The 16,286-nt window shown below is 69.6% G+C and carries 18 protein-coding genes and 1 tRNA gene; 4 read left to right on the forward strand and 15 right to left on the reverse strand.

The features are described 5' to 3' along the window. Positions 1-34 precede the first annotated feature (34 nt). From ACOQPP_RS10975 to ACOQPP_RS11000, 6 genes are all read right to left on the reverse strand, one after another. Positions 35-2,059, reverse strand: coding sequence for a penicillin-binding protein (locus tag ACOQPP_RS10975; RefSeq protein WP_419166959.1), 2,025 nt, complete (start codon positions 2,057-2,059; stop codon positions 35-37). Next, positions 2,056-2,397 (reverse strand): hypothetical protein, encoded by a 342-nt coding sequence (locus ACOQPP_RS10980; RefSeq protein ID WP_419166958.1) that lies wholly within the window; start codon positions 2,395-2,397, stop codon positions 2,056-2,058. Before ACOQPP_RS10980 ends, ACOQPP_RS10975 begins: the two co-directional genes overlap by 4 nt. Beyond that, positions 2,390-3,334 carry a 16S rRNA (cytosine(1402)-N(4))-methyltransferase RsmH gene (gene rsmH / locus ACOQPP_RS10985; RefSeq protein ID WP_419166957.1) on the reverse strand — a complete coding sequence of 315 codons (945 nt, stop codon included), beginning with the start codon at positions 3,332-3,334 and terminating at the stop codon, positions 2,390-2,392. Before rsmH ends, ACOQPP_RS10980 begins: the two co-directional genes overlap by 8 nt. A 50-nt stretch (positions 3,335-3,384) precedes the next feature. Continuing rightward, the gene (locus ACOQPP_RS10990) at positions 3,385-3,816 is read right to left on the reverse strand and encodes a division/cell wall cluster transcriptional repressor MraZ (protein WP_419166956.1); all 432 of its coding nucleotides are present in this window, start codon (positions 3,814-3,816) and stop codon (positions 3,385-3,387) included. A gap of 207 nt (positions 3,817-4,023) precedes the next feature. Continuing rightward, a complete protein-coding gene (locus ACOQPP_RS10995; RefSeq protein WP_419166955.1) occupies positions 4,024-5,817 on the reverse strand; it encodes a tetratricopeptide repeat protein in 1,794 nt (597 codons plus the stop codon). A gap of 221 nt (positions 5,818-6,038) precedes the next feature. After that, positions 6,039-6,497 (reverse strand): SRPBCC family protein, encoded by a 459-nt coding sequence (locus ACOQPP_RS11000; RefSeq protein WP_419166954.1) that lies wholly within the window; start codon positions 6,495-6,497, stop codon positions 6,039-6,041. 210 nt (positions 6,498-6,707) lie between these two features. On the opposite strand from ACOQPP_RS11000, the gene ACOQPP_RS11005 reads away from it, so the two are divergent. Continuing rightward, complete coding sequence (locus ACOQPP_RS11005; protein WP_420636531.1) at positions 6,708-7,592, forward strand: AAA family ATPase; 885 nt, start codon at positions 6,708-6,710, stop codon at positions 7,590-7,592. Continuing rightward, a complete protein-coding gene (locus tag ACOQPP_RS11010; protein ID WP_419166953.1) occupies positions 7,589-8,728 on the forward strand; it encodes a vWA domain-containing protein in 1,140 nt (379 codons plus the stop codon). The genes ACOQPP_RS11005 and ACOQPP_RS11010 overlap by 4 nt, the downstream gene beginning before the upstream one ends. Positions 8,729-8,792: 64 nt before the next feature. Here ACOQPP_RS11010 and ACOQPP_RS11015 read toward each other — a convergent pair whose 3' ends face one another. Together ACOQPP_RS11015 and ACOQPP_RS11020 are read right to left on the reverse strand one after the other, a co-directional pair. Then, on the reverse strand, positions 8,793-9,086 hold the full coding sequence (locus tag ACOQPP_RS11015) for an HU family DNA-binding protein (RefSeq protein WP_419166952.1): 294 nt from the start codon (positions 9,084-9,086) through the stop codon (positions 8,793-8,795). 130 nt (positions 9,087-9,216) lie between these two features. Next, on the reverse strand, positions 9,217-9,558 hold the full coding sequence (locus tag ACOQPP_RS11020) for a hypothetical protein (protein ID WP_419166951.1): 342 nt from the start codon (positions 9,556-9,558) through the stop codon (positions 9,217-9,219). Positions 9,559-9,568: 10 nt separating this feature from the next. On the opposite strand from ACOQPP_RS11020, the gene ACOQPP_RS11025 reads away from it, so the two are divergent. Then, positions 9,569-9,706, forward strand: coding sequence for a hypothetical protein (locus tag ACOQPP_RS11025; protein ID WP_419166950.1), 138 nt, complete (start codon positions 9,569-9,571; stop codon positions 9,704-9,706). A gap of 24 nt (positions 9,707-9,730) precedes the next feature. Next, complete coding sequence (locus ACOQPP_RS11030) at positions 9,731-10,834, forward strand: carboxylate-amine ligase (RefSeq protein WP_419166949.1); 1,104 nt, start codon at positions 9,731-9,733, stop codon at positions 10,832-10,834. A 28-nt stretch (positions 10,835-10,862) separates the two neighbouring features. On the opposite strand, the gene ACOQPP_RS11035 is transcribed toward ACOQPP_RS11030, so the two are convergent. The 7 genes from ACOQPP_RS11035 to ACOQPP_RS11065 all read right to left on the reverse strand — a co-directional run bounded on the left by ACOQPP_RS11035 (position 10,863) and on the right by ACOQPP_RS11065 (position 16,286). Then, positions 10,863-11,261, reverse strand: coding sequence for a hypothetical protein (locus tag ACOQPP_RS11035; RefSeq protein ID WP_419166948.1), 399 nt, complete (start codon positions 11,259-11,261; stop codon positions 10,863-10,865). A gap of 29 nt (positions 11,262-11,290) precedes the next feature. Further along, entirely contained in the window at positions 11,291-12,664 is a 1,374-nt protein-coding gene (locus ACOQPP_RS11040; protein WP_419167169.1) for an aspartate aminotransferase family protein, read from the reverse strand. A gap of 8 nt (positions 12,665-12,672) precedes the next feature. Then, positions 12,673-13,965, reverse strand: coding sequence for a Zn-dependent hydrolase (locus ACOQPP_RS11045; RefSeq protein ID WP_419166947.1), 1,293 nt, complete (start codon positions 13,963-13,965; stop codon positions 12,673-12,675). Between the two features lie 12 nt (positions 13,966-13,977). After that, entirely contained in the window at positions 13,978-14,901 is a 924-nt protein-coding gene (locus ACOQPP_RS11050; protein ID WP_419166946.1) for a copper resistance D family protein, read from the reverse strand. 37 nt (positions 14,902-14,938) lie between these two features. Continuing rightward, positions 14,939-15,013: transfer RNA gene (locus tag ACOQPP_RS11055), tRNA-Val, on the reverse strand. A 24-nt stretch (positions 15,014-15,037) separates the two neighbouring features. After that, positions 15,038-15,262: a hypothetical protein gene (locus ACOQPP_RS11060; RefSeq protein ID WP_419166945.1), complete on the reverse strand. Its 225-nt coding sequence runs from the start codon at positions 15,260-15,262 to the stop codon at positions 15,038-15,040. A 40-nt stretch (positions 15,263-15,302) separates the two neighbouring features. Next, on the reverse strand, positions 15,303-16,286 hold the full coding sequence (locus tag ACOQPP_RS11065) for an RluA family pseudouridine synthase (RefSeq protein WP_419166944.1): 984 nt from the start codon (positions 16,284-16,286) through the stop codon (positions 15,303-15,305).

Below are 16,286 nucleotides of genomic sequence, written 5' to 3' on the forward strand. Positions count from 1 at the left end.
TCCACCCTGCCGGCCGCCGGGCCGGCCGATCCGTTCACTTCAGCACGACGGTTTCGCCGCGAGCCAATTCGCTGCCCGGCGGCGGGCTCTGCGACGCGACCACGCCCCTTCCCTGCCAAGCCACCCGCAGGCCGAGTCCGTGCAGCTGCGCCGCGGCCGCCCGTGCGGACAGGCCCGTCAGGTCCGGAAGGGGGACGAGGCCTTCGGTCTCGATATCCCCTCCCCACGGCTCCCCGGCGCCGCCAGCGCCGCTGGCGGCGAAGATGGCCCGTTCCGCCCCCTCCTCCGCGCGCGACGAGTCCGACCACGGCCGGGGGCGCGGGTCCGAGACCACGAGGCGCGGATCGAGCTGCACGCCAGCGGCCGCCAGCGCCGCTTCGAGCGCGGCCTGACTCGTAGGCGCCGCGATCGCGCCGCCGTAGTAGACCCCACCCCTCGGATCCTCGAGCCGCGTGAGGATCACGATCCTCGGGTCGTCCGCCGGCGCGAAGCCCACGAACGAGGCCCTGTAGCGGCCCGGCGCGTAGCGGCCATCGACCGCGAGCCGAGCGGTCCCGGTCTTGCCCGCCACGGCGAAGCGCGCCATCCGGGCCAGCGTACCGGTCCCGTCGCGGACCACTTCTTCCAGCACGCCGCGAACCTGGGCCGCCACGTCTTCGGGGATCACGCGCCGCACGGCCTGAGGCTCGAAGCGCTCGACGACGCGTCCCGATGCGTCCCGCACTTCTCGTACCAGGCTCGGCTTCAGCAGGATCCCGCCATTGGCGATCGTCCCGTAGGCGGCCGCGAGCTGCAGCGACGTGGCCGACATCTCGTAGCCGATCGCGTGGGAAGCCGGGCTGAGCGAAGTCCACGATTCCGGTCGGCTCAGGCGCCCCGGCGATTCGGCGAGGTGCCCGACCTGCGTTCGCATTCCGAATCCGAAGTCGCGCAGGTAGCGGTGCTGAACGGCAGACGGCAGACGCGCGGACAGTTTGGCTGCCCCCACGTTGCTCGACTTCGAGATGATCTCGCGGACCCGGAGCGTGTCATAGCCGTGGACATCGCGGATCACCCTGGACCCGATCCGCAGTTCGCCGCCCTCCACATCAAGAACCTCGTCCAGATCGACGACGCCTTCGCTCAGGAGCGAGGCGAGCAGGAACGGCTTGGCCGTGGAACCCGGCTCGTAGGGATCGGAGAGCGCCGAGATCTGATCGGGCGCCCCGTCGGCGCGCTCGCTGGCCAGCGCCAGAACCTCTCCCGTGCGTGGATCGAGAAGGACCATGTCCCCCCCGCTGGCCCCGGTCTTCGTCAGGGCGCGGGCGAGTTCGTTCTCCGCGATCCGTTGCAGTTCCGCGTCGATGGTGAGGACGACATCGTGTCCGGGGACCGGCTCGATGACCTGCCCGCCGGGCGGACGGTAGGTGTTCCGGCGGCCGTCGAGCCGCACTTCCGCCTGGCCGGCCCGGCCGGCCAGCCATCCCTCGAGGGCGGCCTCGAGCCCCGTACCCCCTCGCCCGCTCGCGCCCACGGCGCCGATGAGCCGGCGGCCCATGCTTCGCGGGTAGTCCCTCGCGGCGCGGCTCTCGAAGTATATGCCGTGCCCGATCGTCCGCTGCATGCGAACGCGCTCCTCGTCGCTGATGTCGCTCGCGACGAGCGACCACCCGCCCTCGGCCTCGGTGACGGCCCGTCGGCGATCCGACGGCACGGGGACGACGGCCGCGACCGCCTCGACGGCGGCACTCCGCTCGAGCCTCAGTTCGTCTACGGCGAGGAAGGCCTGGTAGCGTGTATCGGGCGCCGCGAGCACGCGGCCACGCCGATCCATGATTCTGCCCCGTGGAGCCGGCAGCGCCTCCCACTCGGCGCTCTGCTCCAGCTGGGCCCTGCGGTGCTCATCCGCCTCGACGATCTGGAGTTCTCCCAGTCGTACGGCGTATCCGAGCGCGACGAGGGTGATCGCGACCCCGAGTACCCGATGCCTGAGGCGGTGCGTGCGGGAGAGGGCCGCCTCTCGCGCGTCGCCGGCGATTTCCGCGACCTCCGTGGTGCCGTGAATGCCGAACCGCGTCACCTGTCCCCTCCCTCCTCATCCCGTGAGCTCGCCGCATCGACCTGAAGCAGCTGCTCTTCCACCGCCCGCTGCAGTCCCAGCGCGCCCGCCGCGCGTTCGATCCGTGCCGGCGTCGTCAGGGAGTCCACCCTGGTGCGCGCCACGTCGATCCGATCCTCGACGATTCGCGCCTCGGCTTCGAGGCCGCGAAGCTCCTCGGTCAGCCGCCGCCCGTCTTCTCCGCGACCAACCACCGTCACGAGAGAGGCGGCCAGCGCCAGAACCGCGAGGCTTGTGCCGGACCACCGGAGCAGGATCCGTCGCCGGACCGTCCGGGCGCCTCCCCTTTCGTCACCCATCCGCCAGCCGCTTCTCCCACGCTCTCAGTCGCGCGCTCCGCGCCCGGGGGTTCCGGGCCACCTCCTCCTCCGCGGGCCGCAGCGGCCGGCGCGTCAGCACTCGGCCCAGCGACTCTCCCCGACACCGACACTCCGGCAGACGCGGCGGGCAGACGCACTCCGCGGACCACTCTCGGAACGCCCGCTTGACCACACGGTCCTCCAGCGAGTGGTACGAAAGAACCACGAGCCGTCCGCCCGGGGCGAGCCGTCCGCGGATTCCATCGAGCCCCCCGCCGAGCGCGGCCAGCTCGTCGTTGACCGCGATCCGCAGGGCCTGGAACAGCCTGGCCTTCCGCTTCTCCTGCACCGGACGACCCAGCACCGCGGACAACGCGGCCACCAGGTCGTTGCTCATGCTGAAGGGCCGGATCTCCCTCCGCCGCACCACCTCACGTGAGAGCGCCCGCCACCTGCGCTCTTCCCCATCACGGAAGACCCGGCCCAACTCTTGTTCGTCCGCCCGATTCAGCAGGTCGGCGGCAGACCTTTCGCGCCTCGTCTCATCCATCCGCATCCCGAGCGGAGTACCCGGACGAAACGAGAATCCGCGCGCCTTCGTGTCGATCTGGTGCGACGAGACGCCCAGGTCCATCAGGGCTCCCGCCACGCCGTCCACTTCTCCCGCGAATTCCGGGCGACCGAGGTCCCTGAAATTCGCCCGTATCAGCCTCACCCGTTCGCTCAGCGGCGCGAGCCGCCTCCTCGCGGCCTCGATCGCCTCCCCGTCCTGGTCGATTCCGATCACTCGCACGGCCGACCCGGTCTCCAACAGCCGGATCGCATGCCCCGCACCACCGATCGTCGCGTCGAGGAAGACGCCCCCCCGTTCGGGACGAAGCCACCGTAATGCTTCGTCCGGCATGACCGGCGTATGCCGGAACGTCTCCTCCGTCACTGCGTCGGCTTTCCTCGACTGCCCCCACCGTGCGGTGATCGGGTGACCCGTCAGGCGAACACTTTCTCTATCTGCCGCTCGAAATCCTCATCGCTCGCGCTCGTCACGTTCTCGAACGTCTCCGGATCCCAGATCTGCACGTGGTTGATCGCGCCGACCACCAACGCTTCCGTCTCCAGCGCGACCGCCTTCCGCATCCTCTCCGGGATCAGGATCCGCCCCTGCGCGTCCGGCACGATCTGGACGGCGCTCGCCGTGACCCGCAGCACATGGTGCCGGAAACGAGGCTGTCGACTCGACATCTCCCGCAGGTCGGCCTGCACATCCTGCCATGCCTCGTCGGGATAGAGGGACAGCGCCTCGGGTTCGGTCCGGAGGAGGACGAACGGCTGGCCTTCCCGCCCCTTTCGAAAAGGGGCCGGTAGACTGACCCGACCCTGCGAGTCGAGTTGATGTCGATAACTCCCCAGAAAGCCCGGCAAATCGTGCCTTCGACATTTCGCTTGGGTGTTCCTCCCAGAACGACCCCGTTTCCACCCACCGCGTGCCACTCTAGGCCCCTATGCGATGGGTGTCAACCCCTATTTACCCCATCTCGTACCATCAAGAGGGGAAAAAAGTGCCCGGCCCGCGGAGAACGCGAGCCGGGCACCGGGCTGCGGAGCGCCCCTTACGGGCGCTGCCTTGTCCTAACCGCCGCAGGAGGACTCGATGATCTGCTCCTGGCGATACAGCTGTAGGTCGGTCGCGTCGCGGATCTGCTGCTGGCTGGCCGCCTGATAGCTGCCCGACTGGTTCAGGTGCGATGTCACTCTCTGGAACGCGGTCAGCGCGTTCCGGGCCGGACCGCACGCCTCGTCGGCTTCGTTGCGCCCGTCGTAGGCGATTCCCTGCATGTAGTAGCCGAAAGCGAGGAAGAATTGGATCTGATCCGAAGTCTGGGGCGTCTGGGCAAACTCGGCGGCGGCGGCGAAGAGTTCGATCGCCTTTGCGACCTCCCCCACGTCGATCGCCACAGGATTCGTATAGACCCCCATCTGAGCCTCGAAGTGTGTCACATGGGCCTGGGAGAAGATGGCGTTGGCCACCTGATCCGGCTCGGCGCCCGCAGCCACCGCGGCCCGAAAGTCCTCCACGGCCCCGGCGGTATCTCCCGCCTTCAGCTTCAGCGTGGCGAGCTGTTGGCGCCCATTCTCCAGATCCGGGTTGTACTCGAGCGCCTGCTCGAGTTCCGCCACACCCGTGGCGGGGTCCTCCAGGCGATCGTAGATCCTGGCGCGCGACGAGTGGACCTGGGCCATGAGATCATCCCTGGACATCTCGCCTTCGCCGTTCGCGCCATCGGACCCCGCGATCGACTCGAGGGCCCGATCGGAGAACGCGAGCGCGTTGTCGTACTCCTCGATGAGCATGTAGGCGTTCGTGGCGTTCGACAGCACGGAGGGACTCACGGCGTCCCCTTGGAGCTCGACGAGTCTTCCGGACGCGTCGACGGCCTCCCGGATCATGTCGGCATCCGTGACCTCGCCCGCCGTCTGCCCCGCCTGGAGCGCCGCGCCGGCCAGGTACTCGAGCAGGTCCTCGTTGTCGGGGGCCCGCTCCACGCCGTCCTTGAGGAGCTGCACGGCCTCTCCCCAGCGCCCCGCCTGCGTGAGGTCGTAGGCGATCCGCATGCGCACTTCGACCCTGTCCGGCTGGAACCCGAGAAACTCCTGATAGTAGCGCAGCGACTCGGCGCCGTTGCCCAGCTGGGCGTGCGTGAACGCGAGAGCTTCGAGCGCTTCGGTACTCGACGGGTTCTCGTCCACGACCCACTGGAGGTCGATCGCCGCGTCCGCCCACGCCTCGTTCAGCATCTGCGCCCGGCCGCGCAGATAGTGAGCCCGTTCGCTCTCCGGGCTCAGCCTCAGCGCCGCGTTGCAGTTGCTGATCGCGTCGCTCGGCTGCTCGGAGGCGAGGTAGTCCGCGCAGAACGCCAGCGACCGCGCGTACTCGACGGCGGTCCCGAGCTGCTCCATCGTATGCGCCGCCGCTTCCTCGTGGGAGTCATCGTCCGCCACGACGAACGACCGCATGGGCAACTCGTCCCCGCTCGACGGCTCCATGAATGTGATGTCCACCTCGACGCCGCCGCCGGCCTGGGCCGCGGTCCCGAGCATGACGAGGCTGGCGTTCATCTGGATCGCCAACTGCCGCCAGTCGATGGCGGTCATGGCTCTCTCGTCGAGGTCGAACTGGTCGATCATATCCCGCGCATCGTCGCGTTCGATCGCCATGTAGCCGGGGAAGATCTCGAGCGCCTCCCGGACCTCTTCGGCGATCCGCTCGCCGAAACGACGGTCGACCGGCTCGGTCACGGCCACGGTGGCAACCAGGATGGTGAGGCCGCCCGTCTGAGCCTCGAGGGCGCGAGGCGCCGTCGGGACGGAGAGGACGGCGACCCCGGCTGCCACCCAGGACAGGATGTTGCGTGTGCTTCTCATCGAGTACCTCTGACCGTTCGTACGGAACACAGCGCACGGACCGGAATGCCGTGCAACACAACCAATCTAGCGACACCTCGTAACAGGAGGATCAAGGTCGATTAACGTGAGTCGGCGCTGTGCGCAAGACGCGGCCACACCTGCTTGGCTACCCCGCAGCGTCGCCGGGGTTCACATGGCGCCGCCGCCACCGCTCCGGGTGCAGGGTGCCTGTTCGACGTTCATTGCGCCAGCTTCCGTTGCAGGCACCCCGTAAAGCGGCTGAACATAACATTCGCGACGGACTGAATCACCCCCCCGCGCCCGAACGAGGCCAGCCGCCCCGTGAGCGCGATCGACTGTGAGACCCGGATGCGGGTCCCTCCCTGTTCACGCCGCCGGAGATCGCTCTCCATCTTCATCCGCACGTTACCGCTCCCGCGTCTGTCCCTTCCCTCACCCGTCATCACCATGTGATGGCGCTCGGCGTCGAGTTCCTCGAAGTGGATCCGGCCCATGAAACTCATCCCGATCGGCCCCAGCGTGAGGCCGATCTCGCCCCGGAAGGTGCGCTCGTCGACGGCTTCGATCAGCCTCGCGCCCGGAAGGCACTCGACGATCCGCTCGGGATCCGTCAGGAACCCCCAGACTTGGTCGACGGGCTGGGGCACGTCGAAGCTGTTTTCGATCTCGATCGCCATCGCGTATGCCTCGAGAAGGGGCGGCGCCGATCGGCGCGCCGGTCCCGTCAGGTGTGCGGGGGAGCGGTTATATTGCCGCGCACGGGCGGCGCGCGGGCCGGAGACCCGGGCAAGCTGAGTTTGCGGCCGGGCGGCCGCAACCGGCGACGCACCTCCGCCGGCCTTCGGCACCCCGCCCGGCCCCGTGAACGCGAGATGGAGGACGGAGCTTTGCGACCCGATATCGCGAGGATCGTCGAGGGACTCGAGTCGGCCGGCTATGTCGCGGACCGGACCATCGCCACGGCCGTGCATCTCGCGCTCGCGATGGAGAAGCCTCTCCTCGTCGAGGGCGCGGCGGGTGTCGGGAAGACCGAAATCGCGAAGGCCGTGTCCTCCTGGCTCGGCACGGAACTCATACGCCTCCAGTGCTACGAGGGGCTCGACCTTCCCACGGCCGTCTACGAATGGAACTACCAGAAGCAACTCCTTCACATACGCCTTCAGGGCCGTGACGGGGACGCGGACACGGTGCAGCGGACGATCTTCGGGCCCGGATTCCTGCTCGAACGCCCCCTCCTGCGCGCGATCCGCTGCGAGGAGCGGCCGGTCCTGCTGATCGACGAGGTGGATCGGGCGGACGAAGAGTTCGAGGCATTCCTGCTCGAACTCCTGTCGGACTTTCAGGTGTCGATCCCGGAGCTGGGCACGATCGCGGCCCGCACGCGGCCCGTCGTCCTCCTGACCTCCAACGGTACGCGCGAACTGTCCGACGCCCTGCGGCGGCGCTGTCTCTACCTGTGGATCGACTATCCCGAGCCGGAGCGCGAGGTGGAGATCCTCAGGCGACGGCGGCCGGAGATCGGACGAACTCGCGCGCACGAGGCGGTGGGGCTGGCCCAGCGGCTGCGGCGGGAGCGGCTGGCCAAGCCGCCGGGCGTGGCGGAAACCCTCGACTTCGCCGCTGCCCTCGAGGCGCTCGGAGCGGATGGGCTGGGGCCCGAAACGGCCCGCGACGCGATCGGGGCGCTCGTCAAGGACCCCAACGATCTCGCCGGGCTCACGGTGGAGCGCCTCGAGGCGTTGCTCGCCCCCTCGCAAGACGCGGAGAGGTGAGGCCGGAGAGGATCGCCGAACTGGGCCGGCGGCTGCGCGGAGAGGGCCTCGACTGCGCGCTCTCCGAATCCACCTCGGCGCTCGCCGCGCTCGAGCATCTGGACGGCGGCGACGCCGAGGACGTGCGGATCGGACTCCGGGCCGCGTTCTGCTCGGGTCCCGCCGATCTGGCGGTCTTCGAACGGTGCTTCTGGCCCTGGTGGCGGAGGGAGCGCGCGTCCACGCCGGCCGATGACCTCCTTTCGAAGGCCCGATCGGCGCCGGGGCCCGCGCCACCCGCCGGCGGGCTGTCGGCGCCGGATCGACCGGGCGCCGCGGCGCGGGACGAGGAGCGCGGCGCGGACCGCGACGATGCGGATTCGCGCATCCGGCCGGTCGGCGCGGCGTACAGCGCGGCCGACTCGCTCGCCCGGCGCTCGTTCGCGTCGATCGGCAGGGACGAACTCCGCGAGGTCGATGCGTGGCTCGACCGGCTCATCGTCCGGCTGTCGACCCGGCGCAGCCGGCGTCTCGAGCCCGGCGGCCGGCGCGGCCCGATCGACGTCCGCAGGACGCTCCGTTCGGTCGTGGCGCACGAGGGCGAACTCCTCCGCCTCGCGAGACGGCGCCGGCGCCACGTCCCCCCGCAGCTCGTCGTCCTCTGCGACGTGAGCGGCTCCATGGAGCGCTACAGCCGCTTCCTGTTGCGCTTCCTGCTGGGGTGTGGTCGCGCGCGTGACATCCAGACCTTCGCGTTCAGCACCCGCCTCACACACCTCACGCCCTGGCTGGCGGGCGAGAACATCGACCCCGCCCTGGACCGCCTTCGCGCGCGGGGCTGGTCGAGCGGGACCCGGATCGGGGAGTGTCTGGAGACGTTCGTGACCCGGCACGGGCAGCGCATGCTGGGGCGGCGAACCCTGGTGCTCATCCTCTCGGATGGACTCGACCAGGGCGAGACCGAGCCGCTCGAACGCGCCATGCGGCGGATCCAGCGCGGGGCCCGGCGCGTGATCTGGCTGAACCCGCTCCTCGAGAGCTCACGCTACGCGCCCGAGGCGCGCGGCATGCGCGCCGCCCTCCCGTACGTGGATCACTTCCAGTCGGGACACAGCCTCGAAGCGCTGCGAGCGCTCCCGGGACTGCTGAGGTTGTAGGGGTCAGGCAACGATGGGGGGGCGGCGAGGCCCGGGCTGGAGGGCCCCGCCGCTCCCGCGGACCTCAGGCCCGGACGCGGTCCTTCAGCCCCTTGCCCGCCTTGAAGGTGGGGACGTTCATGGCGGCAATCTGGATTGACTCGCCCGTCTGCGGGTTGCGGCCCATGCGCGCCTTGCGGTGACGCGTGCCGAATGTGCCGAAACCGGTGACCGTGAAATCGCGGCCGGCATCGAGTTCGCCTGCGATGATGCCCTTCCCGGGGTCGGTCGAAAAAATGCAGTCGATGACGTCGCGTGCCCCGGCCTTGCTCAGCCCTGTCTGCGAGGCGAGCTTCGCCGCGAAATCGTCCTTTGTCATCCTGTTTTCTCCTGTCTAAGTGGTCTCCGGCGGGCGAATACGAAGCGCCCATAATTCTCGCTGTGACCCTATCATGCAAGCCCCGCAAACGGGGAGGCGTGGCTCGCAACCCGGGCGCGGTACGGCGCGGCTAGTGCATGTCGGCCGAGAACACCTTCCGGGCCATCCTCACGCCGACCAGCCCGAAGATGACGTTGCCGATCCTCCCGAGAAGCATGGTCGGGATGGCGGTCGGCAGGACCAGGCCCCACACCGTGTTCAGGAAGCCGCTCTCCCCTCCGAGCCCGAAGAGCCCGACGAGCCCGACGAGTCCGAATCGCAAGAGGGCGAAAATGCCGAGGAAGACGGCGAAGTTCAGCAGCAGGCCGAGCGCCTGCCGGCCGGCGGAGCCGGTCTCCGCGTCGTACAGGCCACCGTAGAAGACGGCGCTCACGAGCCAGAAGACGCAGATTGCGATGAGCCAGGGGATCAACGGAGCCTCCGTGTCGGGAAAGCGGGACGGAATCGCGGCGCAGCAAGATATGGTCTTCCCGGCGATCATCGAAAGTCCGCCGTGGGTGTCGACGGCCGAAGACGCGACGTATATCTTCGCGACGCTCTACCCGGCCACCGACGCATGAATCTCTCCACTCGAGAGGCTCCCCATGAAAGCCCCTTCACTCACGCTCGGCGTCGAAGAGGAATATCAGATCGTTCACCCGGAGACCGGCGAACTCACGTCGTTCATTACGGAGATCCTCGAGGGGGACGACGAGGCTCGCGAGGAGATCCAGCCGGAGCTGCACCAGGCCTGCGTGGAGACGGCGAGTCGCGTCTGCCGGGACGTCGGCGAGGTCCGCGCCGAGGTCCTGCGCATGCGCCGACTCGTCACCGCGAAGGTCACCGCGAAGGGACTCCGGATCGTGGCCTCCGGCACCCACCCGTTCTCGAACTGGGAGCAGCAGGACATCACGCCGCTCGACCGGTACGCCGGACTGAGGGAGGACCTTCAACAGGTCGCCGAACGCAATCTCATCTTCGGCACCCACATCCACGTGGGGATCGAGGACCGCGACTTCATGATCGACGCCATGAACGTGTCGCGCTATTTCCTACCGCACGTCCTGGCACTCTCCACGAGTTCCCCGTTCTGGGAGGGTTCGAAGACCGGGCTCCACTCGTATCGCAGCATTATCTGGCGCAATTTTCCGCGCACCGGGCTGCCTATGACCTTCGGAAGCTGGAGCGAATACGAGCACTTCATCGAGACTATGGTGCGCTCGAACACGATCCAGGATCGGAGCAAGATCTGGTGGGACATCCGTCCGAATCACAAATTCCCGACGCTGGAGTTCCGCGTGTGCGACATGTGCACGCGCGTGGAGGAAGTCGTCTGCATCGCCGCGATCTTCCAGGCCATCGTGGCGAAACTGTGGAAGCTGCGGCGCGACAACCTCACCTTCCGCCTCTATCCTGAAGTCCTCCTGGCCGAGAACAAGTGGCGCGCGGCCCGATACGGGCTCACGGGAAAGCTCATCGACTTCGGCAGGCAGAGCGAACACCCGGCCGCCGACCTCATCATCGAGATGCTCGAGTGGTTTCTCGACGATGTGATCGACGAACTGGGCAGCCGGGCGGAAGTGGAATACGCGCTCCACATCCTCAAGGAGGGGTCGAGTTCGGCCCGGCAGATCGCCGTGTTCGAAGAGACGGGCGACATCCGGGATGTCGTCAAGCACCTCATCGGGGAGACGATCGAGGGGCTCTGATCAGTCGGAGGGTTCCTACCACGCGCTGCTACGGGAGGCGGAACTCCGTTTCGGCGAGGATCCAGCTGCAGCGGGAACGCCTCGGCGACGGCACGAGGTGCTCGGCGACGATCTCGCCATCCATGCGGATTTCGGCCCGGACGGGGCGGGGCGGGCAGCCTCCAGCCCCGGCGCGAAGCCAGAGGCGTGTGCCCGGGTCGGCGCCGAAGTCCATGTCCCATTCGCCGACGATGTCCCGGGCCCGCAGCACACCCTCTTCGTCAATGTACTGTACCCGGCACTCATCGCTCACGCTGCACGAGACGTAGTACTCGACCTGGTAGGCGTATTCGGGCGCTTCCGCTCCCGGAGTGACCCCCGGACCCGCGTCGCGGGACGCCGTCGCGCAGGCGGTGGCGCTCGCGCCGAGAGCCGCTGCGAGGGCCACCCGCCGTGCGCGGGGTCGGCCGGCCCCCATCACATCATGCCGAGGTCGCGCGCCGTGCGGTCGATCCCCGCCCGGGCCTTCGCGACCAGTTCGTCGATCTCGTCCCGGGTGATCGTGAGCGGCGGACTCGTGCACATCACGTCCCGCATGGACCGGAAGATGACGCCCTCGTCGTAAAGGTGTTCGTGGCAGAGCGCGCCCACCTGGCCGATGGGGTCGAACAGCGCCCGCGACGCCTTGTCCTTCGACAGCTCCAGGCTCCCGAGGAGTCCGACGCCCCGCACCTCCCCGACGAGAGGGTGGTCCGCCAGTTCCCGCAACCGGCCCTGGAAATAGGGCCCGGTTTCCTCCCGGACCCGTTCCACGACCCCTTCCTCCTTCATGAGCCGGATGTTCTCGAGCGCGACGGCGGCGGCCGCGGGGTGTCCGGAATAAGTGTAGCCGTGCGGGATCACGCCTCCCTCGGAGAGCACCTCGAACACCGCGTCGGTCATGAGGACGGCCGACATCGGCAGGTAGCCGGAGGTGAGCCCCTTGGCGATCGTCATGAGATCCGCGTCGATGTCGAACTTCTGCGCGCCGAACCACTCCCCCGTGCGGCCGAAGCCCGTGATCACCTCGTCACACACGAGCAGGATGTCATTCTCGCGGCAGATGCGCTGAATCTCCGGCCAGTAGTTGTCGGGCGGCACGATGACGCCGCCCGCGCCGATGACCGGCTCGCCGATGAAGGCCGCAACGCGATCCGGCCCGAGTTCGGCGATCCTGTCCTCGAGCGCCTTCGCGGCCCGCGCGCCCGTCTCCTCCGGGGTTTCTCCAGCCTCCCCCATCCCGAACCAATACGGCGGCATGATGTGCTCGAACCCGGGCAGCGGGAGGTCTCCCACCGCGTGCATGGCCTCGAATCCGCCCAGGCTGGCGGCGGCCATGGTGCTCCCGTGGTACGCGTACGTGCGGCTGATGAACGTCTTCTTTGCGGGCTTCCCCTTGAGGTCCCAGTACCGGCGCACGAGACGGACGATGGTGTCGTTGGCCTCGGAGCCGGAACTCGAGAAGAAGGCGTGCGCGATCCTGCCCGGCGTGAGTTCCGCGAGCACGCGCGACAACTCGATCGTGGGGGGAGACGCCGTCCGGAAGAAGGTGTTGTAGTAGGGCAGCTCGACCATCTGCTCGTAGGCCGCGCGAGCCAGCTCCTCGCGCCCGTAGCCCAGGTTGACGCACCACAGGCCCGCCATGGCGTCGAGGATGCGGCGGCCGTCGGAGTCGATCAGGTGCCGGCCTTCGGCGCCCACGATCACCCGCGTCCCTTTCTCGGCCAGGATGCGGGGGTCGACGAAGGGATGGACGTGGTGGCGCCGATCGATTTCCCGCCACGTGGCGGTGTCGGTCGAAGCCGTGTTCATAGTGGCGGTCACGCGCTGCCTCCGGGGCTGGTGTTGGATGGGGGGTAAGATACGGGGCTGCGGCGCTGGCCGCCCGCCAGGCGGAGCGCCGCGTGAAGGAGCACATTCGCCCCCGCTTCGGCCTGCGCGGGGGTGATGCGCTCCGCCTCGTTGTGGCTCACGCCGCCCTCGCAGGGGACGAAGATCATCCCTGTCGGCGTGACGTCGTTCGTGTGGACGGAGTCATGGCCGGCCCCGGCCATGAGCGGCATCGAGGTGTAGCCGCAGTGCTTGGCGGCGGCGCGCACGGCCTCGATGCAGCGATCGGAGAAGCGGACCGCGGGCGACCGCCATACCGGATCGAGACGCCATTCCGCGCCGCGTTCGGCGCAGGCGCTCGCCGCCTCCTCCCGCAGGCAGTCTTCCATGTCGTCGAGCGCGCGGTCCTCGGGATGACGGATGTCCACGCTGACGCGGACCTGGCCGGGCACCGTGTTGCGGGAGGCCGGTGACGCCGCCAGGACGCCGAAGGTCAGCCGTCCGTGCGGCGCGAACTCACTCTCGACCCGGCGATACAGCTCGACCAGCGCCCGCCCGAGAGCCGCCACGGGGTCCGTACGGCTCGGCATCGGGGTGGGTCCGGCGTGGGCTTCCTCGCCGATCAGCGTGAGGTCGAACCAGCGGGTCCCCTGAACGCCCGTCACGATGCCGATCTCGCAGCCGCGCTCCTCGAGAATCGGCCCCTGCTCTATGTGCAGCTCGAGGTGCGCCGCCAGGGGACGACCGCCGACGGGCGTCGGCCCGCGGTAGCCGATCCGGTCGATGGCCTCGGCCACCGTGACCCCATCGGGGTCGCTCGTCCTCAGGGCGTCGGCCAATTCGAACCGGCCCGAGAATACGCCCGACCCCATCATGGCCGGCGCGAAACGCGCGCCCTCCTCGTTCGTCCAGTTCGCGACTTCGATGGGGACCGTCGTGGCGATGCCGTGCTCCTCGAGGGTCTGCACGACCTCGAGCGCCGCGAGGACCCCGAGCGGGCCGTCGAACCGTCCCCCCGTGGGCTGGCTGTCGAGGTGGCTCCCCAGAACGACCGGAGGACGCGCGGCGTCCGTGCCCGCGCGGCGGGCGAACATGTTGCCGAGCCGGTCGATCGAGACGGCGAGACCCAGCGACCCCGCCCAGGTGCGGAACCGATCGCGCGCGCGGCGGTCTTCGTCGCTCAGCGCGAGGCGGTGGACGCCGCCGGCCGCGGTGGCGCCGATGCGCGCCATCTCCTCGAGCCGACGCCAGAGCCGCCCGCCGTCGACGCGAAGTTCAGACACCGGAGCCACCGGTCACTCGTGTGCGGGCGGCGGGGTCACGGTCAGGACCGCCGTGACGAGGAGGAGAGCGAGCGCGGCTCCCAGTTCCAGGGCGACGGTCGGCGGAAGACGAGCCGGCTCGCCGGACGCCCGAACCCGGTCCGGGGACCGCCTCCAGTTGTACGCGCCGCAACCGATGACCACGAGCAGGACGAGGAGCTTGAGGCTCAGACGCCGGCCGTAGGGTTCCGTCCACAACGCCGACACCGCCCCCAGATGCAGCCAGGCCGCGAACAGGCCGGTGGCCCCGATGACCGCGACGGAGCTCAGGGCGAGCGGCGAGAACGCCGTGATCCAGTCCACGAGCCGCGTGCGGGAGACCACGGCGCCGTGCCGTCGGCCCAGGTGCAGGACTCCCGCCATGACGGCGAGCGTGCCGAGCCAGACGCCGCCCGCCGCGACATGGAATACGTCGGCCGAGATCGCGGCCGTGACGTAGTGTTCGGCGCCCGTCGCGTGCCCGGAGAGCGCCGGCGTGTAGGCGAGGAGGACGACGCCGGCGGTGGCCAGCACCCAGCCGGGTTCCGCCACGCGACCGTGCCTGGAGGCGAGCGTGAACGCGAACGCCGAGATCGCGGTCGCGGTGATCTGCGCGATCCAGGCCCGGCCCCACGAGGTGCGGGTCACGAGCAGACGGATCTCCGCCCAGAGCGGCTCGAAGGGATCGCGAAATACGGCGACCTCCGCCGCGAGCCGGCCCAGCGCCCCGAGCGCGACGAGGAGGAGCGCCGCGCGGCCGATCCGGGCCGCGAGTCCCGCCGGTTCGACGGACGCGTCACCCTCGCTCGGCGGGCCGAACCCGGGGAACCGCCTGAGGACCACGAGCCGGAAGGTCACCGCCCCCACCGCGGCGAGGAGGCCGGCGAACAGCGCCCAGCGCGATACCGTTCCGATCAACGACCACATGTCGGGCCCGGGCCTTCTTTCTGGCGGATGGGCGAAGAGGGATTCGAACCCCCGACCTCCTGCTTGTAAGGCAGGCGCTCTGAACCGACTGAGCTATTCGCCCCCTGGGTTTCCCGCCGGCGGGCTGCTAGCCGAGTCGCCGCCAGCCGAGAATCAGTCCGGCGGGGAGGAACACGGCGTAGCCGAGCACGAGGAGGAGCGGCGCGGCGGTCACGGATCCGCCGTCGAGCAGCACGTACCCCAGCACGATCGATGCCAGGCCCAGGGCGAACGCCACGTAGTTGGGGGGCCCGAACTGGAGCCCGCGGGCGGGGGCCCGTCCCGTCTTCCGGTCGCGTCGTCGCTGTGTCATGCGCGCACCCTAGGCGCGCTCCCGCAACTCGTCAACCGCATCATGAGGTGGAACGGGCCCATTCCACGACCTCCAGCAGGGGCGATGGCAGGGGCGATGCGAACGATAGTTCCTCTCCCGTGACGGGGTGCTCGAAGGCCAGATGGGCGGCGTGGAGGAAGAGTCGCGCCGCCCGGCGCCGGAACTCCTCCGCCCAGCGCCCGCCCGCGCCGCCGAACCCCCGTTCCCAACCCGGCGCGTAGATCGGATCCGCCACGACCGGGTGTCCGACGGACCTCAGGTGTACGCGCACCTGATGGGTCCGTCCCGTCCCGAGTCGTACCGCGACGAGGTCGGCCGCGTTCCACCGCTCCAGTCGCCGGAAGTGGGTCGTCGCGGGGCGGCCGCCCTCCCGCACGGCCATCCGCTTCCGGTCGCGGCGGTCGCGGCCGATGGGCCGGTCGACCGTGAACCGGTCTCGCTCCAAGTGCCCCCAGGCCGCCGCCAGATATCCCCGTTCGATCTCGCGGCGCCGGAGGGCGGCCGCGAGTCGGCGATGCGCCCCATCCCGCCTGGCCACCAGCATGAGCCCGCTCGTGTCCCGGTCCAGACGGTGCACGATCCCCGGTCTGCGGTCGCCCCCGATGTTCGAGAGGCCGCCCAGGTGGAAGAGCAGCGCGTTCACGAGCGTGCCGCGCGGGTGCCCGGGCGCCGGGTGGACGACGAGCCCGGCCGGCTTTTCGACCACCGCCAGATGCTCGTCCTCGTACCGGATCTCGACGGGGATGTCTTCGGGCTCGAGGCGGGTGGGGACGGCGGGCGGCAGATGGACTTCGATGCGATCGCCGGCCCGGGGCAGGTATCGCTTTCTCGTGGCGCGGCCGTTCACCGTCACGTGGCCGTCGGCGATGAGCTGGGCGACCCGGGTGCGGCTCAGCGCCAGAGGCTCGCACAGAAACCGGTCGAGCCGCTCGGCCGGCGCGTCTTCGAGCTCGATGAGTCGCCGGTCGCCGTCCCCTGTAGCGCCGGAGTCGGCCGGACTCAC

The organism is Candidatus Palauibacter sp. (genome assembly GCF_965222475.1).
In the GTDB taxonomy this organism is placed as follows: Bacteria; Gemmatimonadota; Gemmatimonadetes; order Palauibacterales; family Palauibacteraceae; genus Palauibacter.

What these genes read in the sequence shown, in the direction of transcription:
- ACOQPP_RS10980 (WP_419166958.1), bottom strand. Translation starts at nt 2,397, where the DNA reads ATGGGTGACGAAAGGGGAGGCGCCCGGACGGTCCGGCGACGGATCCTG.
- ACOQPP_RS10995 (WP_419166955.1), bottom strand. Translation starts at nt 5,817, where the DNA reads ATGAGAAGCACACGCAACATCCTGTCCTGGGTGGCAGCCGGGGTCGCC.
- ACOQPP_RS11000 (WP_419166954.1), bottom strand. Translation starts at nt 6,497, where the DNA reads ATGGCGATCGAGATCGAAAACAGCTTCGACGTGCCCCAGCCCGTCGAC.
- ACOQPP_RS11015 (WP_419166952.1), bottom strand. Translation starts at nt 9,086, where the DNA reads ATGACAAAGGACGATTTCGCGGCGAAGCTCGCCTCGCAGACAGGGCTG.
- ACOQPP_RS11030 (WP_419166949.1), top strand. Translation starts at nt 9,731, where the DNA reads ATGAAAGCCCCTTCACTCACGCTCGGCGTCGAAGAGGAATATCAGATC.
- ACOQPP_RS11040 (WP_419167169.1), bottom strand. Translation starts at nt 12,664, where the DNA reads ATGAACACGGCTTCGACCGACACCGCCACGTGGCGGGAAATCGATCGG.
- ACOQPP_RS11060 (WP_419166945.1), bottom strand. Translation starts at nt 15,262, where the DNA reads ATGACACAGCGACGACGCGACCGGAAGACGGGACGGGCCCCCGCCCGC.